At 69.2% G+C, this 25,838-nt stretch carries 27 protein-coding genes, 1 tRNA gene and 1 other RNA gene; 14 read left to right on the forward strand and 15 right to left on the reverse strand.

The window, feature by feature from the left end; translation table 11 throughout:
- Positions 1–7: 7 nt before the first annotated feature.
- Both N1032_RS09805 and N1032_RS09810 read left to right on the forward strand, forming a co-directional pair.
- Positions 8–850, forward strand: coding sequence for an inositol monophosphatase family protein (locus N1032_RS09805; protein ID WP_259538876.1), 843 nt, complete (start codon positions 8–10; stop codon positions 848–850).
- A complete protein-coding gene (locus tag N1032_RS09810) occupies positions 837–1,454 on the forward strand; it encodes a septum formation family protein (RefSeq protein ID WP_259538877.1) in 618 nt (205 codons plus the stop codon). The genes N1032_RS09805 and N1032_RS09810 overlap by 14 nt, the downstream gene beginning before the upstream one ends.
- Before the next feature lie 13 nt (positions 1,455–1,467).
- On the opposite strand, the gene N1032_RS09815 is transcribed toward N1032_RS09810, so the two are convergent.
- Both N1032_RS09815 and N1032_RS09820 read right to left on the reverse strand, forming a co-directional pair.
- Positions 1,468–2,979, reverse strand: a complete 1,512-nt coding sequence (locus tag N1032_RS09815; RefSeq protein WP_259538878.1) for a S1C family serine protease — start codon at positions 2,977–2,979, stop codon at positions 1,468–1,470.
- Positions 2,980–3,048: 69 nt separating this feature from the next.
- Complete coding sequence (locus tag N1032_RS09820) at positions 3,049–4,284, reverse strand: NAD(P)/FAD-dependent oxidoreductase (RefSeq protein WP_259538879.1); 1,236 nt, start codon at positions 4,282–4,284, stop codon at positions 3,049–3,051.
- Positions 4,285–4,328: 44 nt separating this feature from the next.
- Between N1032_RS09820 and N1032_RS09825 the strand changes: the two genes are divergently transcribed.
- Together N1032_RS09825 and N1032_RS09830 are read left to right on the forward strand one after the other, a co-directional pair.
- A complete protein-coding gene (locus N1032_RS09825) occupies positions 4,329–5,174 on the forward strand; it encodes a DUF72 domain-containing protein (RefSeq protein ID WP_259538880.1) in 846 nt (281 codons plus the stop codon).
- On the forward strand, positions 5,159–5,818 hold the full coding sequence (locus N1032_RS09830) for a histidine phosphatase family protein (RefSeq protein WP_259538881.1): 660 nt from the start codon (positions 5,159–5,161) through the stop codon (positions 5,816–5,818). The genes N1032_RS09825 and N1032_RS09830 overlap by 16 nt, the downstream gene beginning before the upstream one ends.
- Before the next feature lie 77 nt (positions 5,819–5,895).
- On the opposite strand, the gene ssrA is transcribed toward N1032_RS09830, so the two are convergent.
- Positions 5,896–6,294, reverse strand: a transfer-messenger RNA (tmRNA) gene (gene ssrA / locus N1032_RS09835).
- A 141-nt stretch (positions 6,295–6,435) separates the two neighbouring features.
- On the opposite strand from ssrA, the gene N1032_RS09840 reads away from it, so the two are divergent.
- Positions 6,436–7,110: an SIMPL domain-containing protein gene (locus tag N1032_RS09840; protein ID WP_259538882.1), complete on the forward strand. Its 675-nt coding sequence runs from the start codon at positions 6,436–6,438 to the stop codon at positions 7,108–7,110.
- A complete protein-coding gene (locus N1032_RS09845; RefSeq protein WP_259538883.1) occupies positions 7,107–8,042 on the forward strand; it encodes an oxidoreductase in 936 nt (311 codons plus the stop codon). The genes N1032_RS09840 and N1032_RS09845 overlap by 4 nt, the downstream gene beginning before the upstream one ends.
- A gap of 7 nt (positions 8,043–8,049) precedes the next feature.
- Here the strand turns inward: N1032_RS09845 and smpB are convergent, their stop codons facing one another.
- The 4 genes from smpB to prfB all read right to left on the reverse strand — a co-directional run bounded on the left by smpB (position 8,050) and on the right by prfB (position 12,079).
- Positions 8,050–8,526 (reverse strand): SsrA-binding protein SmpB, encoded by a 477-nt coding sequence (gene smpB, locus N1032_RS09850; RefSeq protein ID WP_259538884.1) that lies wholly within the window; start codon positions 8,524–8,526, stop codon positions 8,050–8,052.
- 80 nt (positions 8,527–8,606) lie between these two features.
- The gene (gene ftsX, locus N1032_RS09855) at positions 8,607–9,521 is read right to left on the reverse strand and encodes a permease-like cell division protein FtsX (protein WP_259538885.1); all 915 of its coding nucleotides are present in this window, start codon (positions 9,519–9,521) and stop codon (positions 8,607–8,609) included.
- Positions 9,518–10,867 carry a cell division ATP-binding protein FtsE gene (gene ftsE, locus N1032_RS09860; RefSeq protein WP_259538886.1) on the reverse strand — a complete coding sequence of 450 codons (1,350 nt, stop codon included), beginning with the start codon at positions 10,865–10,867 and terminating at the stop codon, positions 9,518–9,520. The genes ftsX and ftsE overlap by 4 nt, the downstream gene beginning before the upstream one ends.
- Before the next feature lie 102 nt (positions 10,868–10,969).
- Positions 10,970–12,079, reverse strand: coding sequence for a peptide chain release factor 2 (gene prfB / locus N1032_RS09865; protein ID WP_259538887.1), 1,110 nt, complete (start codon positions 12,077–12,079; stop codon positions 10,970–10,972).
- 95 nt (positions 12,080–12,174) lie between these two features.
- On the opposite strand from prfB, the gene N1032_RS09870 reads away from it, so the two are divergent.
- The 3 genes from N1032_RS09870 (at position 12,175) to N1032_RS09880 (ending at position 14,363) form a co-directional block, all read left to right on the forward strand.
- Positions 12,175–13,413 (forward strand): MFS transporter, encoded by a 1,239-nt coding sequence (locus tag N1032_RS09870; RefSeq protein ID WP_259538888.1) that lies wholly within the window; start codon positions 12,175–12,177, stop codon positions 13,411–13,413.
- 41 nt (positions 13,414–13,454) lie between these two features.
- Positions 13,455–13,536, forward strand: a tRNA-Leu gene (locus N1032_RS09875).
- A gap of 74 nt (positions 13,537–13,610) precedes the next feature.
- Positions 13,611–14,363 (forward strand): DedA family protein, encoded by a 753-nt coding sequence (locus N1032_RS09880; RefSeq protein WP_259538889.1) that lies wholly within the window; start codon positions 13,611–13,613, stop codon positions 14,361–14,363.
- A gap of 83 nt (positions 14,364–14,446) precedes the next feature.
- On the opposite strand, the gene N1032_RS09885 is transcribed toward N1032_RS09880, so the two are convergent.
- From N1032_RS09885 to murI, 4 genes are all read right to left on the reverse strand, one after another.
- Complete coding sequence (locus N1032_RS09885) at positions 14,447–15,370, reverse strand: cation diffusion facilitator family transporter (protein ID WP_259539179.1); 924 nt, start codon at positions 15,368–15,370, stop codon at positions 14,447–14,449.
- 147 nt (positions 15,371–15,517) lie between these two features.
- On the reverse strand, positions 15,518–16,114 hold the full coding sequence (gene rdgB, locus N1032_RS09890; protein WP_259538890.1) for an RdgB/HAM1 family non-canonical purine NTP pyrophosphatase: 597 nt from the start codon (positions 16,112–16,114) through the stop codon (positions 15,518–15,520).
- 11 nt (positions 16,115–16,125) lie between these two features.
- Positions 16,126–16,884, reverse strand: a complete 759-nt coding sequence (gene rph, locus N1032_RS09895) for a ribonuclease PH (RefSeq protein ID WP_259538891.1) — start codon at positions 16,882–16,884, stop codon at positions 16,126–16,128.
- Positions 16,881–17,717, reverse strand: a complete 837-nt coding sequence (murI, locus tag N1032_RS09900) for a glutamate racemase (RefSeq protein WP_259538892.1) — start codon at positions 17,715–17,717, stop codon at positions 16,881–16,883. Before murI ends, rph begins: the two co-directional genes overlap by 4 nt.
- Positions 17,718–17,755: 38 nt before the next feature.
- Here murI and N1032_RS09905 point away from each other — a divergent pair, with 38 nt between their 5' ends.
- On the forward strand, positions 17,756–19,063 hold the full coding sequence (locus N1032_RS09905) for a nicotinate phosphoribosyltransferase (RefSeq protein WP_259538893.1): 1,308 nt from the start codon (positions 17,756–17,758) through the stop codon (positions 19,061–19,063).
- Between the two features lie 38 nt (positions 19,064–19,101).
- Here the strand turns inward: N1032_RS09905 and N1032_RS09910 are convergent, their stop codons facing one another.
- The 3 genes from N1032_RS09910 to N1032_RS28390 form a co-directional block, all read right to left on the reverse strand.
- Positions 19,102–19,395: a DUF3039 domain-containing protein gene (locus tag N1032_RS09910; RefSeq protein ID WP_259538894.1), complete on the reverse strand. Its 294-nt coding sequence runs from the start codon at positions 19,393–19,395 to the stop codon at positions 19,102–19,104.
- A 76-nt stretch (positions 19,396–19,471) separates the two neighbouring features.
- On the reverse strand, positions 19,472–21,043 hold the full coding sequence (locus N1032_RS09915; protein WP_259538895.1) for a hypothetical protein: 1,572 nt from the start codon (positions 21,041–21,043) through the stop codon (positions 19,472–19,474).
- Entirely contained in the window at positions 21,019–22,425 is a 1,407-nt protein-coding gene (locus tag N1032_RS28390) for an ABC transporter ATP-binding protein (protein WP_407933021.1), read from the reverse strand. The genes N1032_RS09915 and N1032_RS28390 overlap by 25 nt, the downstream gene beginning before the upstream one ends.
- A gap of 316 nt (positions 22,426–22,741) precedes the next feature.
- On the opposite strand from N1032_RS28390, the gene N1032_RS09925 reads away from it, so the two are divergent.
- The 4 genes from N1032_RS09925 (at position 22,742) to N1032_RS09940 (ending at position 25,437) form a co-directional block, all read left to right on the forward strand.
- Complete coding sequence (locus N1032_RS09925) at positions 22,742–23,434, forward strand: phosphocholine cytidylyltransferase family protein (RefSeq protein WP_259538896.1); 693 nt, start codon at positions 22,742–22,744, stop codon at positions 23,432–23,434.
- 71 nt (positions 23,435–23,505) lie between these two features.
- The gene (locus tag N1032_RS09930) at positions 23,506–24,309 is read left to right on the forward strand and encodes an ABC transporter permease (RefSeq protein ID WP_259538897.1); all 804 of its coding nucleotides are present in this window, start codon (positions 23,506–23,508) and stop codon (positions 24,307–24,309) included.
- 2 nt (positions 24,310–24,311) lie between these two features.
- A complete protein-coding gene (locus N1032_RS09935; RefSeq protein ID WP_259538898.1) occupies positions 24,312–25,049 on the forward strand; it encodes an ABC transporter ATP-binding protein in 738 nt (245 codons plus the stop codon).
- Positions 25,050–25,131: 82 nt separating this feature from the next.
- Positions 25,132–25,437: a hypothetical protein gene (locus tag N1032_RS09940; protein WP_259538899.1), complete on the forward strand. Its 306-nt coding sequence runs from the start codon at positions 25,132–25,134 to the stop codon at positions 25,435–25,437.
- A 15-nt stretch (positions 25,438–25,452) separates the two neighbouring features.
- Here N1032_RS09940 and N1032_RS09945 read toward each other — a convergent pair whose 3' ends face one another.
- A complete protein-coding gene (locus N1032_RS09945) occupies positions 25,453–25,752 on the reverse strand; it encodes a helix-turn-helix domain-containing protein (RefSeq protein WP_259538900.1) in 300 nt (99 codons plus the stop codon).
- Positions 25,753–25,838 lie beyond the last annotated feature (86 nt).

Below are 25,838 nucleotides of genomic sequence, written 5' to 3' on the forward strand. Positions count from 1 at the left end.
TGGAGCCGTGACCTCGACTCCTGCCGCCGCAGCACCCCCGACGAGCCCCTACGCCGACGACCTCGCGCTGGCCCTGCGGCTCGCCGACCTGGCCGACGCCGTGTCGCGGTCGCGGTTCCGTGCCACCGACCTCACCGTCGTGACGAAGCCCGACATGACGCCGGTGACGGATGCCGACCGCGCGGTCGAGCGGGTCATCCGCGAAGAGCTCACCCTCACCCGGCCCACCGACTCCATCTTCGGTGAGGAGTTCGGAACGGCCGGGGAGTCCGACCGGCAGTGGATCGTCGACCCGATCGACGGCACCGCCAACTTCATGCGCGGGGTTCCGGTGTGGGCCTCGCTCATCGCGCTCGCCGTCGACGGTGTTCCCGTGGTGGGAGTGGTGAGCGCGCCCGCCCTCGGCCGGCGATGGTGGGCGGCGGAGGGAGCCGGCGCCTTCACCACCGACGTGCTCGACGGCGGCGCGGATGCCCCGCGACGGCTCCGGGTGTCGGGCATCTCCGATCTCTCCGACTCCTCGCTCAGCTACAACAGCTTCAAGGGCTGGGACGAGGAGGGCCGGCTCGACGACCTCACCGCCCTCGCCCGGACGGTGTGGCGCACGCGTGCCTACGGCGAGATGTGGTCGTACATGATGGTGGCCGAAGGGCAGCTCGAGGTGGCGGCCGAGTTCGATCTGAAGCCCTACGACATGGCGGCCCTGGTGCCGATCGTTGAGGAGGCCGGGGGCCGGTTCACCTCGGTCGAGGGCGAACCCGGGCCCTGGGGCGGCAGCGCCCTCGCCTCGAACGGGCTCGTGCACGACGCCGTGCTCGGCATCGTCGGCGGCGGTCGTGACTCGCGCTGAGCGCGCGGGTGCGTCGCGCCCGGCAGTGACCGGCGCGACGACGGAGCGGTCGGCGCCGGCGCCGGCCCGCCGCGTGCTGACCCGCCACGTGCTGGCCCGGCGTGCTCCGGCCCTGGGCGCACTGGCGCTGTGCCTCGGCCTCGCCCTCGCGGGGTGCACCGCCGCCGACTCGGGCGCAGACGGCCCGGGCGCGGCGTCGGGCTCCGGCAGCACGCCGAACGCCGAGGCCCAGCCCGAACAGAACGACACCGACGTCTTCACGATCTCGGTCGGCCAGTGCTTCGACGATGCTCCGGGCACCGAGGTGACCGAGGTGCCCGTGGTCGACTGCGGCGACCCCCACGACTTCGAGGTGTACGCCGACTTCGACCTCTCGGGCGACGACTTCCCGGGCGAATCCGACGTGGCCGACAGCGCCGAAAGCGGATGCCTCGACGAATTCGAGCCGTTCGTCGGCATCGCCTACGACGACTCGCAGTACGCCTACAGCTACTTCGCGCCGACCGAGCGATCGTGGTCGGAGGGCGACGACCGCCTCGTGAGCTGCATCATCGGCGACCCCGACGGGCCCGTGACGGGCTCGCTCGCCGGGGTCGCCGAGTGAGCGGCGACCGGGATCAGAACACCGCGGCGAAGCTGCCCATCACGTGCTCGATCGCGGGCAGGTCGGCTTCGCTCGCGATCGCGACGCTGACCACCACCACGTAGCTCTGATCGCTCGGGTAGGCGACCACGATCGCGTAGTCGCTCACCCCGCCGCAGGCGGTGAAGTACTGGTACTGGCCCTCGTAGACGCCGTCGGAGTAGGCGTCGGTCTCGGCCGGCGTGCACTGCGCCGTCAGGTCGGCGAACGACGCGAAGATCGCCTCGGGCGTGAGGTCGTCGGCCATCTCGGCGGCGGACAGGGTGACCCCCGACGTGCCCCACGACTCCGCGAACTGCTGCAGATTCGTGCTGGCCCGCACGTCGAGGAACTCGTGCCCGTTGATGCCTGTGAACGATGCACCGTCGACGTCGGTCCAGTCGGCCGGCACCTCGACGCCGAGAACTCCCGAGTCGTCGTACACCGTCGTGTAGGCCCGGTCGTCGGGGCCGGCCGACGTGGCTCCGTGGCCCGGAACCGTGACCGCCTCGAGCGGCTTGCCGTTGAACTGCCCGCGGTAGAGCGCGTCGTCGGAGGGGCGGTAGACGTCGACGTCGATCGTGCCGTCGGTGCCCTGGGTCTGGATGACGTCGCAGTACTCCTCGAGGGTGCCGTCGCTCGCCAGCGTCTTGCCCGCCATGCGGGTGAGCACGTCGCCGGGCAGGATGCCGGCGGCGTCGGCGGGCGACCCGGCCTTGACCGAACTCACCCAGACGCCGAGCGACTCACCCTGGTCGTCGAGCGGCAGCGCCTGCGCGTTGACGCCGAGGCTCTGCACGTCGTCGCCGTCGATGAGCTTCTGCACCACCTTCTCGGCTTCGTCGCGGTGGATGGCGAAGTTCGAGTCGTTCTCGGCCACGCTGGCGTAGTTGACGCCCACCACCTCGCCCGACGCGTTCACGAGCGGCCCGCCCGAGTTCCCGGGCCGGATCTTCGCGTCGTGCTCGATGATGTGGTCGATCGACGCCCAGGCGGACTGCCCCGGGGTGTCGTTCTTCGACACGATGCCCTTGGTGAGGGTGAACTCGGGGTCGCCCAGCGGGAAGCCGGCGGCGTAGACCTCCTCGCCGGTCGTGACGTCGCCCTTCTGCCAGTCGAGGAACGGGAAGCCCGACCCGTCGACCTTGATCACCGCGAGGTCGAGGCACTCCGACGAACCGAGGATCTCGGCGTTGTAGTCGGAGCCCTCACCCCCGACGCGCACCTTCATGGTGCCCGCACCCACGACGACGTGGTTGTTCGTCAGGGCCAGGCCGTCGGCCGAGATGAAGAACCCGGAGCCGAGGCCCGCCTGCTCCTCGGTCTGCCCGTTGTCGGGGTTCGCGAAGGTGCCGTCGGACTCGATCTGGATCGTCGCCGATTGCACGCCCGAGAAATCGGCGGCTCCGCTCGAGCCGGCACCGCCGCCGGAGCATCCGCCCAGGGCGCTCGCCACGAGCCCGACCGACACGACTGTCAAGGCGCGGCGCGCCGACGAAGGATTCATCCTCTGTTCCAATCCGGCGAAGCTGGGAAATGCTCACCTCTGATGATTGTACAGAGAAATGACGTTTTGTCAGGTAGTGAACTCGTCGAGAGGAACGGACGTGTCGGCGAGGGCGACCGGGTCGACGACCGCGCCACCGCGGATGATGCGCTGCACCGTCTCGTTGACGTCCCACACGTTCACGTTCATGCCCGCGACCACCCGGCCCTCGTGCAGCCAGAAGGCGACGAACTCCCGGTCATCGACGCTTCCCCGGAACACGACCTCCGCACCCTTCGCGAGCGGACCGTAGCCCGAGTATTCCATGCCGAGGTCGAACTGGTCGGTGTAGAAGTAGGGGATCTCGTCGTAGCCGACCTCGAGCCCGAGCATCGACCGGGCGGCGGCAGCCCCGGTGGCCAGCGCGTTGGCCCAGTGCTCGCTGCGCAGCCGGAGCCCCACCCGCGGATGCAGCACGTTCGCGATGTCGCCGGCCGCCAGGATGTCGGGGGCGCTCGTGCGGAGCGCGGCATCCACCACCACCCCGTCGGCGCACTCGAGCCCCGCCGACTCGGCGAGGTCGAGCACGGGCGCGGCCCCGAGCCCGAACACCACGACGTCGGCCTCGAGGCGCTCGCCGCCGGCCAGCACCACCCCGGTCACCGCGCCGCCCGTGCCGATCAGTCGATCGACGGATGCCTGCTGCCGCAGCTGCACGCCGTGCTCCCGGTGCAGCGCGGCGAACACCGCGCCCACGCGCTCGCCGAGCGCCGAGGCCAGCGGAACCCGCCCACGATCGAGCACCACGACGTCGTTGCCGAGCGTGGTGGCACTGGCGGCGACCTCGAGCCCGATCCATCCGGCCCCCACCACCACGACCCGCTTGCCACCGCCGGCCAACACGGCGCGCAGTGACTCCGAGTCGTCGAGCGTGCGCAGCATGTGCACGCCGTCGAGCTCCGCGCCCTCGACGTCGGGCCGGCGGGGAGTCGACCCCGTCGCGAGCAGCAGCTTCGCGTAGGGGAGCTCCCGCAGGTTGTCGAGCGCGACCAGGCGGTCGACCGGGTCGACTCCGAGCGCCCGCACCCCGGTGAGGAGTTCCACGTCGTGCGCGGCATACCAGTCCGATTGCTCGACGAACACCGTGGAGCGGTCGGCCGCCCCCTGCAGGTAGTCCTTCGACAACGGCGGACGGATGTAGGGCTGATGCGACTCGGCCCCGACGAGCACGATGCGGCCGTCGAAGCCCTCCTCCCGCAGGGTCGAGGCGGCGGTGGCGCCCGCGAGGGCGGCTCCGACGATCACGAAGGTGCGCGAATCCGTCATGGAGTTCCTTTCGGCGCGGCTGGCACCAGCGTACGCTCCACGACATGGCGCGCGCGATCGTGGGGATCTCCGGATGGCGCTACCCGAGCTGGCGGGGCGACTTCTACCCCGAGGGGCTCCCCCAGCGTCGTGAGCTCGAGTTCGTGGGCCGGCACCTCGACTCGGTCGAACTGAACGGATCGTTCTACTCGTTGCAGCGACCGGAGAGCTACCGGCGCTGGCGCAGCGAGGTGCCGGCCGACTTCGTCTTCGCGGTGAAGGGCGGCCGGTTCATCACCCACATGAAGAGGCTGCGCGGCATCCGCACCCCGCTGGCGAACTTCTTCGCCTCGGGAGTGCTCGCCCTGGGGCCCACGCTCGGGCCGGTGCTGTGGCAACTGCCCGAACGGTTCGAGTTCGATGCCGACGTGCTCGCCGAGTTCTTCGACGAACTGCCGCGCACGACGCTGCAGGCGCGCGACCTCGCCCGGCAGCACGACGACAAGCTCGACGGTCGCGCCTTCGTCGAGACGGAGACGGATGCGCCGCTGCGGCACTGCCTCGAGGTGCGGCATCCGAGTTTCCAGACCGACGCGTTCACCGCGTTGCTGGCGGCTCACGACATCGGAACGGTGATCGCCGACACGGCCGGCCGCTGGCCCATGATCAGGGCGGTGACCTCCGACTTCGTCTATGTGCGTCTGCACGGCGCGGAGGAGCTCTACGCGAGCGGCTACGACGACGACGCGCTCGACCGCTGGGCCGACGACGCCCGCGGGTGGCTGAGTGGTGCCGACGGGCGCGACGTCTACGTCTATTTCGACAACGACGCCCGCGGTCACGCTCCCTTCGACGCCGTGCGCCTGCGGGAGCGGCTGGCCGTAGGCTGGAACGGATGCGACTCCTCCTGATCAGACACGGCCAGACGATCGACAACGTGCACGGCGCCCTCGGCACCCTTGTGCCGGGGCCCGGGCTCACCGAGCTCGGGTTCGAGCAGGCGGCGGCGGTGCCGACCGCGCTCGCGGATCAGCCGATCGAGGCGATCTACGTGTCGACGATGGTGCGCACCCAGCTCACCGCCGCTCCCCTGGCGGCCGCGCTCGGCCTGCAGCCCGTCATCACCGAGGGCCTGCAGGAGATCGATGCCGGCGACTTCGAGGGGCGCAGCGACAAAGAGGCCATCCACGGCTACATGAGCACGATCTTCACCTGGTGGACCGACTTCAGCGCGCGCATCCCCGGCGGCGAGAACGGCACCGAGTTCTACGAGCGCTATGACCGGGCGATCGGCGAGATCAGCGAGCGGCACCCCGACGGGACGGTGGCCGTTTTCAGCCACGGTGCCGCCATCCGCACCTGGGCGTCGTGGTCGTCGCGCAACCTCGACGCGGATTTCTCGCGGGCGCACCCGCTCGAGAACACCGGCGTGGTCACGCTCGAGGGCTCGGCGGCCGAGGGCTGGCTGACCACGCACTGGCAGGGCACCCCGGTGGGCGGCCTCGAACTCGTCGACGACTCGGCGCCCGACCCCACGGGCGAGGCGCTCGGCTGATCGCCGGAAGGCTGACGCCAGAGCGGTGGAGCGCGGCGATCTCACGCGCTGGTCTCACAACGTGCGACAGTGACCGGTGGTGGAGATGGGGGGAATTGAACCCCCGTCCATCGCTGTGATTCTGCGCCTTCTACGGGCGTAGCCTGTTGAGGCGTTCTGCTCGGCTCCGACCTTTGCTACAGGCATCTAGGTCGACGAGCCCAGTCCCAGTGCACGTCCCGCGTGGCCCTGAGGCACAACCACGCAGCAATCTCTCTAGATAATGCCGGAACCCGGGTAGAGAGCATTCCCGGACCGACAGTTGCTAATTAGCTAGGAAGGAAGTCCTACGCCGCAAGGGCGAAGGAGGCCTTCTTGGCCGCAACAGTGCTGTTTGAATTGGCACTTATGTTTTGCGGAGGACGTTTACGAGATAACTCCGCATTCTCGACCCGCTTCTCGCAGTTTCGCAGGCGATGTCGAAACCGATCATCCCCGAGCGGGGTCACTGTCGCACGCTGTTGAGTTTCCAAAGCCGCCCTCGAAAACCTCTCTCAGGCAGCCCTCTAGTATACGACATCCGGCGGCCGGCTGCGCACACCCGGGAGGCATGCATCCGCATGGAATATCGTGGAGGCATGTCTGAGACCATCATCACCGTCGCGGGTTCCAGCCAGCTGCGACGCAACCCCGAGCGCGCCCGCGTGCGCATCGGGGTCGGCTTCGAAGGGTCGAAGCGCGACAGCGTGCTGGCGGCCACGCGCGCGGCCCACGAGTCGCTGACCGGTTCGCTGGAGTCGATCCTCGACGAGCAGAACGGTCCGGTGCGCAATTGGCACAGCGAAGACATCCGGGTGTGGGGCCAGCGGCCCTGGAGTCAGGACGGGGCTCGGCTGCCGGTGGAATTCCACAGCGCCGTGTTCGTCGACGCCGAGTTCGACGACTTCGAGGCGCTCTCGGAGTGGATCGACGTCGTCTCCATTCGCGAGGGCATCGCGATCGACGGCATCGACTGGCTGCTGTCGCGCGAGACCGAACGCGCCCTGCAGTCGGAGGCCCGCCAGGAGGCCATCGCCGACGCCGTAGCGAAAGCCCACGAATACGCCGATGCTCTGGGCCTCGGCGACCTCACGGCCCTGTCGATCAGCGACCCCGGCCTGCTCGACAACCCCGCCGGACAGCCGCCCGCGGGCGCCATGATGATGATGGCGAAGGGCGCCCCGGGCGGGGGCGGCATGGAACTGCGGCCCAGCATGATCTCGGTCGACGCCTCGGTGCACGCCCGCTTCTCGGCCTCGACCCCGCTGGCATGAGCCGGCCTGCGCCGCGCCAAGCGCTCCCCGACCTCGAGGGCCGGGTCTACGTCGTCACCGGAGGCACCGGCGGCCTCGGCTACTGGGCGAGCGAGCAGCTCGCCGCGGCCGGCGCCACGGTGGTGGTCGCCGCGAGGAGTGCCGAGAAGGGCTCCGCTGCGCTCGCGTCGCTCGCCGCGCGGGTGCCGGGAGCCGACGCCCGCTTCGTGCGCCTCGACCTGGCCGACCTCGAGTCGGTGGCCGCGGCATCCGCAGAGCTCGCGACGCTGCCGCGCATCGACGCGCTGATCGCGAACGCGGGGGTGCTGTCGTCGAAGGGCCGCAAGGAGACGGCCGACGGTTTCGAGTCGATGATCGGCACGAACTTCCTCGGCCATTTCGCGCTGATCGGCAGGATGCTGCCCGCCCTCACCGCGCACCCCGGCACCCGGATCGTGCACCTCGGCAGCATCAGTCACGAGTTCTTCCGGCTCGACCTCGACGACCTGCAGAGCACCGCGCGGTTCCGGGAGTTCCGCACCTACGGGCGGTCGAAGCTCGCGGTGATGACCTATGGCTTCGAGCTCGACCGTCGGCTTCGGCTCTCGGGCTCGCCGACGGCGAGCCTCATCGCGCATCCGGGGTTCGCGGTCGACGAACTGGCCCCGGCCCGCGACATCCTGCCCCGGCCCAAGCGCGGCGCGGCGCCGGTGCGCGCGGCCTATTCGGTGATCGGTCAGGGCAAAGACGCCGGTGCCTTGCCGATCGTGGCGGCCGCGGTCGACCCGGGCGCGGCCGGCGGCCAGTACTGGGGCCCCGACGGCTGGCGGCAGCTCAAGGGTGCGCCGGCCGTCGTGGGCGCGAAGCCCTACGCGCGCGATCCGGCGATCGGCCGGAGGCTCTGGAGCCTGGCCGAAGACCTGACGGGCGTGCGCTACGACCTGGACAGCTGACGGTTGGTCAGTCGCCGAGGTTGCGGCGGCTCGAGATGGCGCGGTCGGCCTCGCGCTTGTCCTGCCGCTCGCGCAGGGCCTGGCGCTTGTCGTATTCGCGCTTGCCCTTGGCCACCGCGATCTCGACCTTCGCGCGACCGTCGCTGAAGTAGAGCCGTAGGGGCACGAGGGTGTAGCCGCCCTCTTTGGTCTTGTGCGAGATCTTCACGATCTGCTCCTTGTGCAGCAGGAGCTTGCGCTTGCGCCGGGGAGGGTGGTTGTTCCAGGTGCCCTCGTTGTATTCCGGGATGTGCACGGCGTCGAGCCAGGCTTCGCCGCCGTCGATGTAGGCGTAGCCGTCGACGAGCGACGCCCGGCCGGCCCGCAGCGACTTCACCTCGGTGCCGGTCAGCACGAGTCCGGCCTCATAGGTGTCTTCGATGGTGTAGTCATGCCGCGCCTTGCGGTTGGTCGCGACGACCTTCTCTCCGCGTTCGCGTGGCACGGTGTTCTCCTCGGCAGTCTCTCGCCGGCGAATCCGGCAGCCCACCAGCATAGCGGTTCGGCGGGCCGGGTTCGGCGGTTCTAGACCTTCAGATAGCGCGTGATGGCGAACTTCGCCGAGAGCGCAGCGAGCAGGGCGCCCACCACGATCAGGATCGGCACCACGATGACGGTGTCGCTGTCGCCGACGAACGACGTGAACGGCAGTTGCGGCGCCAGCCAGCCCTGCACGAAGAACTTCACGATCGCCCAGATCGCCACGCCGGCCAGCACCGAGCCGATCAGCGAGGCGATGATGCCCTCGAGGATGAACGGCGTCTGGATGAACCGATTCGACGCGCCGACGAGCCTCATGATGCCCAGCTCGCGCCGGCGGGAGAACGCCGAGAGCCGGATGGTGGTGGCGATCAGCAGCACGGCGGCCACGAGCATCAGGGCGGCGATGCCGATCGCGGTGTAACTGGCGGCGCTCAGGATCGAGAAGATCTGCTCGAGATAACTTCGCTGGTCGGTCACGCTGTCGACGCCGGCGAGACCCGAGAGGCTCTCGACCAGCACATCGGACTGCGACGGGTCTTTGAGGTTGACCCAGTAGGTCTGGCTGAGCAGGTCGGCCGTCACGTAGTCGGTGACCGGGTTGCCGGCGAACTGCTTCTGGAAGTTCTCGAACGCCTGCTCGTGGTTCTCGAAGTAGTACTTGTCGATGAAGGGCTGCAGCGTCGGCGAGTCGAGCTGGGCCTGCACGGTGGCGATCTGATCGGCGTTCGCCTCGCCCCCCGCGCAGTTGTCGCCTCCGGATGTCGCGGTGCACATGTAGATGGCCACCTGCGCCTTGTCGTACCAGAAGTTCTTCATCTGGCCGATCTGCATCTGCAGGAGGATGGCCGCGCCGACGAAGGTCAGCGAGATGAACGTCACCAGCACGACCGAGATGACCATCGAGACGTTGCGGCGGAGGCCGGTGCCGACCTCGCCCAGGATCAGTGCGAATCTCATGTGGTGGGCCCTACGTTCTGGTCTTTCGCCGCGTCGGCCGGAGCACCCGGTGCACGGAGGCCGAGCTTCTCGGCCAGGGTGAGCGACTCGGTCGCCGGGTCGGCCGGGTCGACCCGCGGGTTCGACTGGGTCTGCGGCATCGGAGGCGTCGACGGATGCGCCTGGGGCGCGGCCACGGGAGCGGCGACCGGTGCGGTCTGGCCGGTCACGGGGCGGGTGTAGGCCTGGTACTGCTCACGCGCATCCGGTTGCTCGCTGCGCGCGGCGGGAACGGTGACCGGTTCGCGCACGGGCTCGGGCCGCGGGGCGGGAGTCGCTGCGGGCGGTGCCGGGGGTGCGGTGCGGGAGGGCACGGGTGCGGGCTGGGCGGCGGCCGGCGTGTGCGCGTGCGCGGGGGCTGGTGTCGCCGGAGAGTGGGCGGGGACGGGCTGGGCGGCGGGAGCCTGGGCCGCTGCCGCCTGGGCCGCGGCCTGCGCGGCGGCAGCGGCTTGCGCGGCGGCAGCCTCCGTCACGACCGGCGTCGACGTGGTGTTGGTGCCCGGCATCGGCGGCGTGTAGCGCGGCGGAGCGACGTGCGGCTGGGCGGGCCCCACCGGGCGCACGAGACCGTCGCCGAGCGCGATCTCGGCGGTGAGCCCGGAGTCTTGCAGGGCGATCTCGGCGGTCATGCCGTAGCCGCCCTGGTCTTCGTCGCGCACGATCTGGCCCGTCACGAGCTCGATCACGCGGCGCTTCATGTGGTCGACGATGGCGTTGTCGTGGGTGGCCATGACCACCGTGGTGCCCCCGGCGTTGATGCGCTCGAGCACGGTCATGATGCCCGCGCTGGTCGAGGGGTCGAGGTTACCGGTCGGCTCGTCGGCGAGCAGGATGGCGGGCTTGTTCACCACGGCTCGGGCGATGGCCACGCGCTGCTGCTCACCACCGGAGAGCTCGTGCGGCAGGCGGTTCGCCTTCTCGGCGAGACCCACCATCTGCAGCACGTCGGGTACGGCCTCCTGGATGAAGCCGCGCGACTTGCCGATCACCTGCAGGGTGAAGGCCACGTTGTCGAACACGTTCTTGCCGGGCAGCAGGCGGAAGTCTTGGAAGACCACGCCGAGGTTGCGCCGGAAATAGGGCACCTTGCGGTTCGAGATCGCATTCAGGTCTTGCCCCAGCACGTGGATGTTGCCGGAGGTGGGCCGGTCTTCTTTGAGGATGAGCCGCAGAAAGCTCGACTTGCCCGAACCCGATGCTCCGACGAGGAAGACGAACTCCCCGCGCAGGATTTCGAGGTCGATCGAGTTCAGCGCGGGCCGCTTCGTGCCGCGGTAGGTTTTGGTTACGTGATCAAACCGAATCATGACGAGATGAGCCTAAGCAGGGCATCCGCGATTCCCGGGCACGACGCGCTGGCCACGCCGATTCATAGAATTCACATGTTCGGGAGGTCGCGATGCGACGTCTCAGTCGCGGTCGGGCTGCTTGCGCCAGCGGATGCCGGCTGAGATGAAGCCGTCGAGGTCGCCGTCGAACACGGCCGACGGGTTGTTGACCTCGTAGTCGGTGCGCAGGTCTTTGACCATCTGGTAGGGCGCCAGCACGTAGCTGCGCATCTGGTCGCCCCAGCTGGCCGTGATGGTTCCCGCCAGCTCCTTCTTCTGCGCCGCCTCGGCCTCGCGCTGCAGCAGCAGCAGGCGTGAGGCGAGCACGCGCATGGCGGCCGCGCGGTTCTGGATCTGGCTCTTCTCGTTCTGCATCGACACCACGGTGCCGGTGGGGAGGTGGGTGATGCGCACGGCGGAGTCGGTGGTGTTGACCGACTGACCGCCGGGGCCCGACGAACGGAACACGTCGACCCGGATGTCGTTCTCGGGGATCTCGATGGCCGCGGCCTCTTCCATCAGCGGGATGACCTCGACCGCGGCGAAGCTGGTCTGGCGCTTGCCGGCCGCGCCGAACGGGCTCATCCGCACGAGGCGGTGCGTTCCGGCTTCGACGCTCAGCGTGCCGAAGGCGTAGGGGGCGTCGATCTCGAAGGTGGCCGACTTGATGCCGGCCTCTTCGGCGTAGCTCGTGTCCATCACGGTCGCCTTGTAGCCGTGCTGCTCGGCCCAGCGCAGATACATGCGCATCAGCATCTCGGCGAAGTCGGCGGCATCCACTCCCCCGGCGCCCGAGCGGATGGTGATGACGGCTGGTCGTGCGTCGAACTCGCCGTTCAGCAGCGTCTGAACCTCGAGGTCGCCGAGCACCCGCTGGATGTCGGTCAGCTCGGCCTTGGCCTCGTCGGCCGACTCCTGGTCGCCGGCCTCGTTGGCGAGTTCGACCAGCACCTCGAGGTCGTCGAGGCGGCTCTCGATGCTCTCGATCTTCGCGAGCTCGCCCTGCCGGTGGCTGAGCGCACTCGTGACCTTCTGGGCCTTGTCGGTGTCGTCCCAGAGATCGGGCGCCCCGGCCTCTTCGCTGAGCCTCGCGATCTCGGCCTTGAGGCCGTCGACGTCGACGACCGAGCGGATGTCGGCGAACGTGGTTCGGAGCGCGGCGATTTGTTCGGAGAGATCGATATCTAGCATTTGGGCCCAGTCTAGCGACCGGGCCCCAGGGGTGTGCCGCCGCTCTGCACCGGGAATGGCACGGGAAGATGGTTGCCCGGCGTAAAGTAGTTTGGATGAGCGCCACGACGACCGAGTTCCGATTCCGGTCGATCGCGCTGCCCGCCCTGCTGCCGGCGTTCCTGTTCGCGATCGGCGAGGGGGCGGTCATCCCCATCATCCCCGGGGTCGCGACGTCGCTCGGCGCCGGACTCGCGGGGGCGGGATTCATCGCCGCCATGATCGTGGTCGGCCAGCTGGTCGGCGACATCCCGAGCGGCGTGCTGGTGTCGAGGATCGGCGAACGGCGGGCGATGATCATCGCCGGGCTGCTCGCCATCGCGGCCGTGCTCGTGGCGCAGTTCGCCGTGAACGCGGCCATGTTCGGCGTGGGCATCTTCTTCCTCGGGCTCTCGGCGGCCGTGTTCGCCCTCGCCCGCCAGGCGTTCATGACGGCGTTCGTGCCCGTCCCCCTCCGGGCCCGCGCGCTCTCGACCCTCGGCGGAGCTTTTCGCGGCGGCTGGTTCGTCGGCCCGTTCGTCGGCGCCGCGGTGATCGCTCTCACCGGCACGGTGCAGGCCGCGTTCTGGGTGCAGATCGCCTGCGCCACCGCGGTGACCGTGCTGCTGTTCTTCCTGCCCGATCCGCGCGCGCCGAAGGGCGAGCCGGATGCCGGCGCGCAGCTGGTGCGCGCCGAGTCGGCCGGGCTCTTCCACACCATCTGGCGGAACCGCGGGGTGCTCGTGCGGGTCGGCAGCGGCGCCGGCGTCGTGGGCGCGCTCCGCGCCAGCCGTATGGCGATCCTGCCGCTCTGGGCCGTGAGCATCGGCCTGCCGGAGTCGACCACGGCTCTCGTGATCGGCATCGGCGCTGCCGCCGACTTCGCCCTCTTCTACACCAGCGGCCAGATCATGGATCGGTTCGGTCGGCTCTGGAGCGTCGTGCCGTCGATGGTGGGCATGGGCATCGCCCTCATCGTGCTGTCGTTCACCCACGACCTGCCGGGAGCGGCCGGCTGGTTCATCGCGGTGGCGATCGTGATGGGCGTGGCGAACGGCGTGGGCAGCGGCATCATCATGACGCTGAGCGCCGATCTCGCCCCGCGAGACGATCCGGCGCCGTTCCTCGGCGCGTTCCGGTTCACCGCCGACGCCGGGGCCGCGCTGGCACCGCTCGCCGTGTCGGGCATCGTGGCGATCGCGACGCTGTCGCTCGCCACCGGCCTCGTGGGGGTCGTGGGCATCGTGGGTGCCGGCATCCTGGTGCGTAACGTGCCTCGTTATGTGCCGCGCATCCGCCCCGCCGCCGCCCGCTGAGAAGCTGCCCGCGACCCTCCCCCTACACTGGAATTACTCCGGCGGGAGTGGTGAAATTGGCAGACACGCAGGATTTAGGTTCCTGTGCTTTCGAGCGTGAGGGTTCAAGTCCCTTCTCCCGCACCTTCGACCGCCACACCTGAACGAGAATGCGCCGCCGGGCGGATGCCCCGCCCCGACGACTGGAGAAACCACCTGTGATCGCCGCCTCCGCCCCCGCCGCACTGATCCCCTGGCTCGACCCGAACACTCTTCTCGCGGGCGCTTTCGGCCCGGTCGCCCTGCTGATCGTGTGCGCCATCGTGTTCGCCGAGACCGGTCTGCTGGTCGGCTTCCTGCTTCCCGGCGACACGCTGTTGTTCTTCACCGGCGTGCTCGCGGTGAGCGGCAAGTTCGGCGTCGACATCTGGTGGGTCTGCCTCGCGATCTCGCTCGCCGCATTCCTCGGCGGAGAAGTGGGCTACCTGATCGGCCACAAGCTCGGCCCGAGGGTGTTCGAGCGCAAGGAATCAGGGCTGTTCAGCGTGAAGAACGTCGAGCGCACCAACGCGTTCTTCGAGCGATTCGGTCCGTTCGCCGTGGTGGTGGCCCGGTTCGTGCCGATCGTGCGCACCTTCGCCCCGGTCGCCGCCGGCATCGGCCACATGAACTACCGCCGCTACTCGCTCTACAACGCGGTCGGTGCCCTCATCTGGGGTTCGGGCATCGTGCTACTCGGCTACCTGCTGGGTCAGATCCCGTTCGTGAAGAGCTTCGCCGAGAACTACCTCGACCTGGTGCTCATCGGCGTGGTCGTGCTCACCGTCATCCCGACCGTGTTCCACTACATCCGCACCGCCCGCAAGGCGAAGCGGGATGCCGCGGCCGCCGACGCCGAGCAGGTCGAGATCACCGGCGCCGCCGAGCAGCTGACCCTCGAGCCCGAGGTCTTCGGCAAAGACCCCGAGTAACCCCCGCCCCGCCGAGTTGCGCCAAAGTGCCCTATAACCCGCAGGGTTAGGGCACTTTGGCGCAACTCGGCGGGGGCGGGGAGCTAGTGGTGCTGGTTCTCTTCGTGCTTGGCGTGCTCGGCGGGCTCGAGCTGGAAGGTCGAGTGCTCGACGTCGAAGTGGGTGTCGAGACATCCGCTCAGTGAATCGAGCAGCGGACCGGTCTCGCCGCGTTCGAACACGGCCTGCTCCACGACGATGTGCGCCGAGAAGACGTATTGCCCCGACGTGATGGCCCAGACGTGCACGTCGTGCACGTCGACCACACCCGGCTCGTCGAGGATGTGGGCACGGATCTGCGCGACATCCATCGCCGGCGGCGTGGACTGGTTGAGCACCGACACCACATCGCGCAGCAGCGAGACCGCCCGCGGCACGATCATGGCCGCGATGAGCAGCGAGGCGATCGCGTCGGCCTTCTCGAAGCCGGTGAGCAGGATGACCACGGCGGCGAGGATGACTGCGATCGACCCGAGCAGGTCGCCGAGCACCTCGAGGTAGGCGCCGCGCATGTTGATCGAGGTCTTCGCTCCCCCACGCAGGATCATCAGCGACGCGAAGTTGGCCACCAGGCCGACGGCCGCGACGACCAGCATCAGCGGCGCCTTGACGTCGCCGGGCTCGGTCGAGACCAGCCGGCTCACGGCCTCGAACGTGACGAAGGCGGCGACGACGATGAGGATGAGGCTGTTGACGAGGGCGCCGAACACCTCCGCGCGCTGATAGCCGTAGCTGTGCCGGTCGTTGGCCGGGCGGGCGGCGACGATGGTGGCGATCAGCGCGATGACCAGGCCGATGAGGTCGGAGAGCATGTGGCCGGCGTCGGCGAACAGCGACAGCGACCCCGTGAAGAAGGCGCCGAGGGCTTCGACCACGAGCACGGTCGCCACGATCGCGATGGCGATCGAGAGCCGCGAGCGGTTCGCGCCTGCCCCATGGCCGTGACCGTGGGAGTGACCGCCCGGCACCTCGACCGCGCCCCGTTCGGCCGCGGGCACGCCGAGGTGCTCGGTCTGCGGGCCGCAACCGGCGCGCGAACCGTGCTCGCCGGGGCCGGATGCGTTCGTCACCCTTCAACGGTAACCGCCCCACGGAGGCCTGCGCCACAAACCGCGCTAGTTGGGAATGACGCTCATTTTCAACACCGGGATCGCGGCCTCGAACGCGCGGGCACGGTGGCTCACGGCGTTCTTCTCGGCCGCGGAGAGCTCGGCGGCCGAGACGTCGTAGCCGTCGGGCACGAAGATCGGGTCGTAGCCGAACCCGCCGCCGCCGTGGGCACTGCGGGCGAGCCGGCCCGGCCAATGACCCGACACCACCGTCTCGAATCCGGTGGCCGGCACCACGACGGCGATGTGGCACGCGAACTGCGCGCCGCGGTGCTCGTCGTGGATGTCGGCGACCTGGTCGAGCAGCAGGTCGAGGTTGGCCTGGGCGCCCTTGCCGTGACCGGCCCAGCGCGCCGAGAAGATGCCCGGCGCCCCGCCGAGCACGTCGACGCAGATGCCGGAGTCGTCGGCCAGCGCCGCCAGCCCGGTGTGGGCGGCGGCCGCCCGCGCCTTGATCAGCGCGTTCTCGGCGAAGGTGGTGCCGTCTTCGACCGGCTCGGGCCCGTCGTAGGCGACGATCTCGAGCTCGGGCAGCACCGCGCCGAGAATGCCCTGGAATTCTTCGACCTTGTGCTGGTTGTGGGTCGCGAGCACCACGCGCATCCGGATGCCGCCTACTCCGCCGGCCCGGCGAGCACCGCGTTCTGCAGCAGCGCGAGCTCGGTTGTGCCGACGAGGGCCAGGTCGAGCAGCGAGTCGAGCTCGCTGCGGTCGAAGGGCGCGCCTTCGGCCGTGCCCTGCACCTCGACGAAGAGTCCGCGGCCGGTTACGACCACGTTCATGTCGGTCTCGGCCCGCACGTCTTCGACGTAGGCGAGATCGAGCATCGGGGTGCCGTCGATGATGCCGACCGAGACAGCCGAGACGCTGTCGATGAGGGGCTTGGAGCGCTGCCCGATGAACTTCTTCTCGCGCGCCCACTCGATGGCGTCGGCCATCGCCACGTAGGCCCCCGTGATCGCCGCGGTGCGCGTGCCGCCGTCGGCCTGCAGCACGTCGCAGTCGATCACGATGGTGTTCTCGCCCAGCGCCTTCATGTCGACGACGGCGCGCAGCGAACGGCCGATCAGGCGCGAGATCTCGTGGGTGCGACCGCCGATGCGGCCCTTCACCGACTCGCGATCCATGCGGTCGTTGGTGGAGCGCGGCAGCATCGAGTACTCCGCGGTCACCCAGCCCTTGCCCGAGCCCGACTTCCAGCGCGGAACGCCATTGGTGAACGACGCGGTGCACAGCACCCTGGTCTTGCCGAACGAGATGAGTGCGGAGCCCTCGGCCTGGTCGCTCCAGCCTCGCTCGATGGTGATCGGGCGCAGCTGGTCGAGCGTGCGGCCGTCTTTGCGGCTGCCGGCGCTCGTGGTGGTGTCGGTCACAGGATGCTCCTTGCGGGGTGGGTGATGGGGATGGTGCCGGTCTCGACGAGTTCGACCGCCGACACCTCCGGGCCGAGCAGCTGCTCGGCGAGCCGGATGAACTCGGCGGCGCTGCCGCCGGTGGCCTCGTAGCGGTAGTCGGGACGGCCCGGCGACGTGCGCTCCAGGCCCGCGCTCACGAGGGTGCGGTAGACGTCGTTCGCGGTCTCGGTGTCGCTCGACACCAGGCGCACGCCGTCGCCGACCACGTAGGAGATGGCGCCCTTGAGGAACGGGTAGTGGGTGCAGCCGAGCACCAGGGTGTCGATGCCCTCGTCGACGAGCGGTGTGAGGTAGTGCTCGGCCAGCGCCACGAGTTCGCGGCTCGTGGTGTCGCCGGCCTCGACGTAGCGCACGAACTCCGGACAGGCCCGGGAGAACAGCTCGAGGTGGGGCGCCGCGGCGAACGCGTCGTCGTAGGCCCGCGACGTGATGGTGGCGACCGTGCCGATGACGCCGACACGGTTGTTGCGGGTGACCGAGACGGCGGTGCGCACGGCGGGCTGGATGACCTCGATCACCGGAACGCTGTAGCGCTCCCGGGCGTCGCGCAGCATGGCGGCCGACGCCGTGTTGCAGGCGATCACGAGCATCTTGACGCCCTGCGCCACCAGATCGTCGAGCACCTCGAGCGAGAACTGCCGCACCTCGGCGAGCGGCCTCGGCCCGTAGGGCGAGTGCGCCGTGTCGCCGATGTAGATGATCGACTCGCGCGGGAGCTGGTCGCGGATGGAGCGGGCGACAGTCAGACCACCGACGCCCGAGTCGAAGATTCCAATCGGCGCATCACTCACGACACAACAGCCTAGCCCGACCGGCCTAAGCTCAGATCGTGACCGAGTCAACCGCGCTGCTCACCGACCGCTACGAACTGACGATGATCGATGCGGCAATCCGGGCGGGAACCCACGACCGCCCGAGCGTGTTCGAAGCCTTCGGCCGCTCACTGCCGGCCGGTCGCCGCTACGGCGTGGTCGCGGGCACCGGGCGACTGCTCGAGCTCATCGCCGACTTCCGGTTCGGAGACGCCGAACTCGAGTTCCTGCGGCAGAACCGGGTCGTCAGCGACGCGACCCTCGACTGGCTCGCGGGCTACCGTTTCACCGGGTCGATCACGGGCTACCGCGAGGGCGAGGTCTACTTTCCGAACTCGCCCATCCTCGTGGTCGAGTCGAGCTTCGCCGAGGGGGTCGTGCTCGAAACGCTCATCCTGAGCGTGCTCAACTACGACTCGTCGGTGGCGAGTGCCGCGTCGCGCATGGTCACCGCCGCCCTCGGCCGCCCGCTGGCCGAGATGGGTTCGCGGCGCACGGGTGAGCACTCGGCGGTGGCGGCGGCCCGTGCTGCCTACATCGCGGGTTTCGGCGCCACCTCGAACCTCGAGGCCGGCCGCACCTGGGGAGTGCCGACCATGGGCACCGCCGCCCACGCCTTCACGATGCTGTTCGACTCCGAGGAAGAGGCGTTCCGGGCGCAGGTCGACGCCCTCGGCGCGTCGACCACGCTGCTGGTCGACACCTACGACGTGCCCCACGGCGTCGAGACCGCTGTGCGGGTGGCGGGCCCGGAGCTCGGGGCGGTGCGCCTCGACTCGGGCGACCTGCTGACCCTGGTGTCGTCGGTGCGCCGGCAGCTCGACGGGCTGGGCAACACCGCGACGAAGATCACGGTGACGAACGACCTCGACGAGTACACGATCGCGGCGCTCGCCGCCACGCCGGTCGACTCGTTCGGGGTGGGCACCTCGGTGGTCACCGGCTCAGGCTCCCCCGCCGCCGGCATGGTCTACAAGCTCGTCGCGCGCCAGGGCGCCGACGGCGACTGGGTGTCGGTGGCCAAGAAGTCGCCCGAGAAGGCGACCCACGGCGGTCGCAAGCACCCGGTGCGGCTGCTCGACGCATCCGGAACCGCGGTCTCGGAGACCATCTACGTCGGCGCCGCCGCCCCCGCTGTGGTGCGCGGCCGGGCGCTGCACACGACGCTCGTGACCGACGGCGTCGCCGACCCCGCGCACCTGGGGCACCGGGGCGTCGAGGCGGCGCGGGAGAGGCGGGCCACGGCGCTCCGCGAGCTGCCGCCGGAGGCCTTCCGTCTCGCTGCCGGCGAACCGGCGGTGCCGACCGTCTACGCCGAGGTCTAGGCGTCGTCGGCCTCAGCCGTCGGCGTCAGTCGTCGGCCTCAGTCGTCGGTGAGGTTCTCGTAGATCTCTTTGCAGGTGGGGCACACGGGGAACTTCTCGGGGTCGCGGCCGGGCGTCCACTTCTTGCCGCAGAGGGCCTTTACCGGCTTGCCGGTCATCGCCGACTCGAGGATCTGCTCTTTCTTGACGTAGTGCGAGAAGCGCTCGTGGTCGCCGGGATCGATCTGCTCGGTGGTGAGCAGTTCTTCGAGTTCGCGATCGAGCGTCGACGTTCCGCCACCGGTGGGGATGCCGCCCGGCTCGGAGATGCTTGCGGATGCGGGGTTGACCATGACGACGATTCTACGGCTCGTGGAACGGTCTCGGTCAGCCCGGCGCGATCTGCCCGGCGCGATCAGGTGAGCGCGATCAGTTGCGCTGCGCCGCGGCGAGGATCTCGGGGCCGCGGCGGTTGAAGATGCCCGCGCCCCAGGCCACGCCGCCCACCAGCACGACGACGCCGACGCCGAGTCCGGTCCAGAGCGACATCCAGAAGTAGTCCGGGTCGACGAACACGCCGAGCACCCCGAACACGATCGACGGCGTCGACAGCGCGATGGTGCCGAACAGCGAGAAGCTCTGCGCGAGCACGGGCGTCGGGCCGGTCGACTGCGGCTGCGTGAAGGCGCTGTCACCCGGCCGCGTGGCGGCATAGGGGAAGCGCGCCGAGAAGATGCTGCCGAGACCGAGGCCCGTGAGCACCAGGCAGGTGCTCGCGCCGAGCACGGCCGGCAGCGCGTCGGGGTTGTTGGCGAACAGCACGCTGAGGAACGAGCCGATGCCGATCAGCGGAATCGCGATGAGCACGACCGGGATCATGCGGCCGATGCGGTCGGCGACGCCGAGCTTGCCCGCGACGACGTGCAGCCACACGGCGGTGTTGTCGAACGCCACGTCGTTGTGCACCACCCAGCCGAGGAAGATGCACATCAGCGGCACCGGCAGCAGCGCCGTGTATTCGATCGGGATGCCGACGAACACGAACACCGCCACGGCCACGATCGGCACCAGCGGCACCGGCAGCAGCTGGGCGTAGTAGCGCGCGTCGCGCCCCCAGTAGGTGAGTGAGCGGGCGGCGATGGCGCCGGTGGGAGTGGTCGGCGTGCGGCCGAACCAGCCGAGACCGACGTGCTCGCGCTGCTCGACCTGGTGGCCGGGGTTGACGAGCATGAGCGCCACGAGTCCCTTCCACGCGAGCCAGAGCAGCGCGACCGTGGCCAGGGCGATCAGGAGCTTCAGCACGGCGAACACCCACTGGCCGTTGGCCGCATCGGCCGGGATGGCCCAGGCCGCGCCGAGCGGCGTCCAGCCCAGCACATTCTCGAGCGAACTGAAGAAGCCGCCGTCGTCGGCGCCCCAGCCGGTGAGCACGAGCAGCAGGATGCCGGGAACGATCACGATGAGGGCCAGCACCCCGATGACGGCACCGAACTCGCGCGCCCGCCGGGTGGCGAAGGCGAACGCCGAGATCGACAGGGTGACCCGGGCGCCGAGCACGCAGGTCAGGGCGCCGATGACGGCCGAGACGACCGCGAGCAGCACCGAACCCGGCGACTGCGACCAGGTGACGATGGTGGCGAGGCTCACGAGCGTCACGACGAGCGCCGGCACGCTGACGAAGGCGGCGACGAACAGCCCGAGGGCGACCTTGTCGTCGGAGACGCCGTACAGAGAGAACGACCGTGGATCCATGGCGTCGGGAAGACTGAACACGATCGGCACGAGCAGGAAGCCGGCGACCACGAGCGACCCGCCGACGACCACGATGTTGCGGGTCAGCTCGGGTTCGCCGTCGCGGAGGCCCACGAGCACCGCGACCAGCGCGATCGTCACGATCGCAGCGAAGGCGATGCCGATGACGACGGCGACGAGCTGCGGGGTGCTGCGTCGGGCGGTGTTGCCGAGGAGCCGGAACCTCAGTCTGACGAACTCAGCAACCATTCCATGCCTTCTGCGCTCTTGCGGCCGCCCGCCAGTTCGACGAATCGTTGTTCGAGGGTGCCGCCTTCACGCACCTGGTCGACCGTGCCCTTCGAGAGCACCCGGCCTTCCACGATGATGGCGACGCGGTCGCAGACGCGCTGGATCATGTCCATGCTGTGGCTGGAGAGCACCACCGTGCCTCCGCCGGCGACGTACTTCTGCAGGATCTCGACCACGTTCGCGGCCGACACCGGGTCGACCGACTCGAACGGCTCGTCGAGCACCAGGATGCGCGGCGAGTGGATCATCGCGCACGCCAGGGCGATCTTCTTGGTCATGCCCGCCGAGTAGTCGGCGACCAGCCGCCCGAGCGCGTCTTCGAGCCCGAAGGCCACCGCGAGGTCGTCGCTGCGCCGGCTGACGGTCTGTGCGTCGAGCCCGCGGAGCGTGCCGGAGTAGTAGAGCAGCTGCCGACCGGTGAGCCGGTCGAAGAGGCGCAGCCGGTCGGGCAGCACGCCGATGAGGCGCTTCGCCGCGGCCGGATCGCGCCAGACGTCTTGGTCGAGCACGGTGATGGAACCGCCGTCGGGGCGCAGCAGGCCGGTCACCATCGACAGGGTCGTGGTCTTGCCGGCGCCGTTCGGGCCGACGATGCCGTAGAACGAGCCCAGAGGCACGTCGATGTCGACACCGGCCACGGCGGTCTTGCTGCCGAACTTCTTCGTGAGGCCCGAGATCGACAGCACGATGTTGTTCGGGTCGAGATCGCGCACCACGAGCGGCGGGGCCGACGTGCGCGTTCGGGGCCGGGCGGGCGTGCGCGGCGTTCGCGGCGCCGCGGGTGCCGGCGCTTGCTCGACGGGCGTGCGTTGCACGGGCTTCCGCTGCACCGGCTTCCGGGGTGCCGCCGGCTTCTTCGGAGCGGGCTTGCGGGGCGTCACCGGCTGCACCGGCGCGGATGCCGCCGACTCAAGCACCTCGTCGACCACGCGCACCTCGTCGACCTCCTGTGCGCTCTCGAGCACCTCGTCGGCGTCGTCGATCTCGAAGATGTCGAGCCCGTCAGCGGTCTCGACCACCTCGACGACCTCCACGACCTCGACCCGCTCGGCCACGGCATCCGGAGTCGTCGGCGCCGTGCCGGCCGCCGCGGAACGCGTGGCAGCGGCGGGCTTCGAAGTGGTGCCCGGCTTCGCCGGTGAGGCGGGCCGACGCGCCGCAGCGGGCTTCGCGGCCGCCGGTTTGCCCGGGGTCGCGGGCTTCTGCGTGGTGCGCTTCACGGGCTGACGGCCGGTCGACGACGCGGGCGCACCCGCGGTCTTGGCAGGGGCCCGGCGTGGCGAACGTGCGCTGCCAGACCGTGCTCCCCCGGCATTTGGAGTGTCTGACTCTGAGCTCACCGCACTAACCTATCAATCCCTCTGCTGCCCTGCACCGGGCGTCGGAAATCCCCGGGCGACCACAGCCGAGGAGCATTCAGTCTGACACCTTCCGGGCGCAGTCTCTTATCACGAAACAGAAACGATACACAGGCTCGCCCTTGCCCCAAAAAGGGGTCACAGTACACTTGAGCAAGGCATAACGACGTGTCTGGAACGAAACCGTGAGGTGAATCGGGCCTGAACTCTGATCTGATGCTCACGCCCCCGCCTGAAGCCAAGACCTCGGCGCCCTGACCGGCACCGATACTCGGCGCTACTGATCAGAGGAGACAACGTGACCACGCAGGTCGTCATTCTTGCCGCAGGCATGGGCAGCCGCCTCGGCCGCTCCCTTCCCAAACCCCTCACCGAGCTCAGCGACGGCCGCACCATCATGGGCCAGCAGTTCGACAACATCCGCCACACCTTCGGCAACGAGGCCAAGGTCACCATCGTGGTGGGTTACAAGCTCGAGCACATCATCGAGGCTTTTCCCGAGGCATCCTTCGTCTACAACGAGGAATACGACCAGACGAACACGTCGAAGAGCCTGCTGCGCGCCCTGCAGGCCTCCTCGGCCGGCGGCGTGCTGTGGATGAACGGAGACGTCGTGTTCGACCCGGCCGTTCTCGACCGGGCGCTCGCCATGATCGCGCGCGACCAGTCGTTCGTCACCGTCAACACCTCGAAGGTGTCCGACGAAGAGGTGAAGTACACCACCACCGCCGAGGGCTACATCGACGAGTTGTCGAAGACCGTCGTGGGCGGCCTCGGTGAGGCCGTGGGCATCAACTACATCTCGAGCCGCGACAAGGCCTCGTTCATCCGCCACCTGCAGCGCGTGAACGACCAGGACTACTTCGAGCGCGGCCTCGAACTCGCGATCGAGAAAGACCGTGTGCTCATCGAGCCCGTCGACATCTCCGACCTCTACGCGGTCGAGGTCGACTTCGCCGAAGACCTCGAGCGGGCGAACCTCTACGTCTGAGCACCCTCGGGTGAAATAGAGTGGCCTCCGACGGCCAGTGACACCGGCTGTTCGGAGAGGGGCACCAGCACGTGAGCGCAGCGACACAGCTGCCGCTGCATCGCAAGAGCGGCGGATGGTCGCGCTATCGTCATTCGCTCTGGCTGCTGACCCGGCGTGACCTGCGGGTGCGCTACTCGACGTCGGCGCTCGGCTACGTCTGGTCGATCCTCGATCCGCTCGTGATGGCGGGCATCTACTGGTTCGTCTTCACCCAGGTGTTCCAGAAGCAGGTCGGTTCGCAGCCCTACATCGTCTTCCTGCTGGCGGCGCTGCTGCCGTGGATGTGGTTCAACGGAACGGTGTCGGATGCCACGCGCGCGTTCCTGCGCGAGGCGAAGCTCATCCGCTCGACGAAGATCCCCCGCACCATCTGGGTGAACCGTCTCGTGCTCTCGAAGGGCATCGAGTTCTTGGCCAGCATCCCGGTGCTGGCGATCTTCGCCGTGCTGGCGGGCGCGTCGGTCAACTGGGATCTGCTGCTGTTTCCCGTGGCCATCGTGCTGCAGGCCGTGCTCACCGTCGGGGTGGCGCTGATCGTGGCGCCGCTCGTGGTGTTCTTCCGCGATCTCGAGCGGGCGGTGAAGCTCGCGCTGCGCTTCCTCTTCTATGCCTCGCCCATCATCTACGGCACCCACGACCTGCCGGTGAACCTGCAGCCCTGGGCGGCGTTCAACCCGCTGAGCGGCGTGTTCTCGCTCTACCGGGCGGGCTTCTTTCCCGACCAGCTCGACTGGTATCTGGTGGGCGTCGGCGCCCTGATGTCGTGCGTGCTGCTGGCCATCGGCATCCTCGTCTTCCAGCGCTCCGAGCGCTCCGTGCTGAAGGAGATCTGACCGTGGCCCCCGACGTCATCGCCGTCGACCGGCTCGGCATCCGGTTCAAACGCAACAAGCGCGCCCGGCGCAGCTTCAAAGACCTGTTCGCCGGCCGCGCGCGCCGGTCGCGTCCCGACGAGTTCTGGGCGCTCCGCGATGTGAGCTTCACGGTGAAGCAGGGCGAGGCGATCGGCGTGATCGGCCGCAACGGACAAGGCAAGTCGACGCTGCTCAAGCTCGTGGCCGAAGTGGTGCTGCCCGACGAGGGGCACGTGCGCGTCAACGAAGGCGTCGCGCCGTTGATCGAGATCACGGGCGGATTCGTCGACGACCTCACCGTGCGCGACAACGTCTACCTCACCGCCGGCCTGCACGGCATGACCCGGCGCGAGGTCGACGAGCGGTTCGACGACATCATCGCCTTCGCCGAGATCGGCGACTTTCTCGACACGCCCTACAAGCACCTCTCGAGCGGGATGCGGGTGCGGATCGCGTTCTCGGTGATCGCGCAGCTCGAAGAGCCGATCATCCTGGTCGACGAGGTGCTCGCCGTGGGCGACAAGGGTTTTCGCGAGAAGTGCTATCGGCGCATCGAGGAGCTGCTCGAGGGCGGGCGCACGCTGTTCTTCGTGTCGCACAACGAGCGCGATCTGCGCCGATTCTGCACGCGGGGGCTCTATCTCGACAAGGGCCGATTGGTGTTCGACGGCCCGATCGAAGAGGCGCTGCGACGCTACGCCTCCGACACAGCCGAGTGATCTCGACGAAGTTATCCACAACCGGGCTCCGCACCCGGCTTTCGGGGCCCTTTCGTCAGTGGTGCGGGATCTACTTTCTGCCATGGCAAGCAGTTACACCACTCATTACGAAACCGATTCCGTCGCCTACCCCGTGCCGCTCCGCCTCGATCGACGCGATGCACCCCGCAGCTACCGGCTGAGCAACATCAGTGACGAACCCCTGCGGGGGCTCTCGTTCAGCCTGCTCGGCTCCGGGGTGATGCCCGCGACCGCACCGCTCCTGCTGGTTCCCGGGCAGGAGGTGCGCCTGCACATCCGCGGCGACTCCCTGCCGCGATCGGCGGTGCTCATCATCCGCTGGTTCCGGCCCAACGGAGACGAATATCTCTGGCGGGTGAGCTTCTGAGCGCGCCGCGGGAGATTACGTGTTGGCCTCGCGGGCCCGGATGAGGTCGGCCACGGTGACGCGGTGCGGGCGGTCGGGCAGCATGTCGGCCGTCATGCCGTCGAGCAGGGCGCCCGGGTTGAGGTTGAGTGCCCCGGCGATGCGCAGGATGGTGTGCAGCGAGGGGTTGGCCTGACCGCGTTCGATCTTGCCGAGGTTGGTGAAGTGCAGGCCGGCCAGATCGGCGAGTTCCATCTGGTTGATCGCGAATCGCTGCCGTTCATCTCGGATGCGCGCACCCAGCAGACGGGCGGCCTCGGAATGAACGGAACTCACAGATCATGACTACCTGCCCCATGCAAACGTCACCAGAGTGCCTGCGCCGCACGCGTCGGCACCGTTCCGGTGGCGGGGTGCGGCTA

Source organism: Herbiconiux daphne, from assembly GCF_024979295.1.
GTDB lineage: Bacteria > Actinomycetota > Actinomycetes > Actinomycetales > Microbacteriaceae > Herbiconiux > Herbiconiux daphnes.

What these genes read in the sequence shown, in the direction of transcription:
- ftsX (WP_259538885.1), bottom strand. Translation starts at nt 9,521, where the DNA reads ATGAGATTCGCACTGATCCTGGGCGAGGTCGGCACCGGCCTCCGCCGC.
- N1032_RS09830 (WP_259538881.1), top strand. Translation starts at nt 5,159, where the DNA reads ATGCGACTCCTCCTGATCAGACACGGCCAGACGATCGACAACGTGCAC.
- N1032_RS09910 (WP_259538894.1), bottom strand. Translation starts at nt 19,395, where the DNA reads ATGGTCAACCCCGCATCCGCAAGCATCTCCGAGCCGGGCGGCATCCCC.
- N1032_RS09940 (WP_259538899.1), top strand. Translation starts at nt 25,132, where the DNA reads ATGGCAAGCAGTTACACCACTCATTACGAAACCGATTCCGTCGCCTAC.
- rdgB (WP_259538890.1), bottom strand. Translation starts at nt 16,114, where the DNA reads ATGCGCGTGGTGCTCGCGACCCACAACCAGCACAAGGTCGAAGAATTC.
- ftsE (WP_259538886.1), bottom strand. Translation starts at nt 10,867, where the DNA reads ATGATTCGGTTTGATCACGTAACCAAAACCTACCGCGGCACGAAGCGG.
- N1032_RS09840 (WP_259538882.1), top strand. Translation starts at nt 6,436, where the DNA reads ATGTCTGAGACCATCATCACCGTCGCGGGTTCCAGCCAGCTGCGACGC.
- prfB (WP_259538887.1), bottom strand. Translation starts at nt 12,079, where the DNA reads ATGCTAGATATCGATCTCTCCGAACAAATCGCCGCGCTCCGAACCACG.
- N1032_RS09820 (WP_259538879.1), bottom strand. Translation starts at nt 4,284, where the DNA reads ATGACGGATTCGCGCACCTTCGTGATCGTCGGAGCCGCCCTCGCGGGC.
- N1032_RS09815 (WP_259538878.1), bottom strand. Translation starts at nt 2,979, where the DNA reads ATGAATCCTTCGTCGGCGCGCCGCGCCTTGACAGTCGTGTCGGTCGGG.
- N1032_RS09825 (WP_259538880.1), top strand. Translation starts at nt 4,329, where the DNA reads ATGGCGCGCGCGATCGTGGGGATCTCCGGATGGCGCTACCCGAGCTGG.
- N1032_RS09845 (WP_259538883.1), top strand. Translation starts at nt 7,107, where the DNA reads ATGAGCCGGCCTGCGCCGCGCCAAGCGCTCCCCGACCTCGAGGGCCGG.
- N1032_RS09915 (WP_259538895.1), bottom strand. Translation starts at nt 21,043, where the DNA reads ATGGTTGCTGAGTTCGTCAGACTGAGGTTCCGGCTCCTCGGCAACACC.
- N1032_RS09870 (WP_259538888.1), top strand. Translation starts at nt 12,175, where the DNA reads ATGAGCGCCACGACGACCGAGTTCCGATTCCGGTCGATCGCGCTGCCC.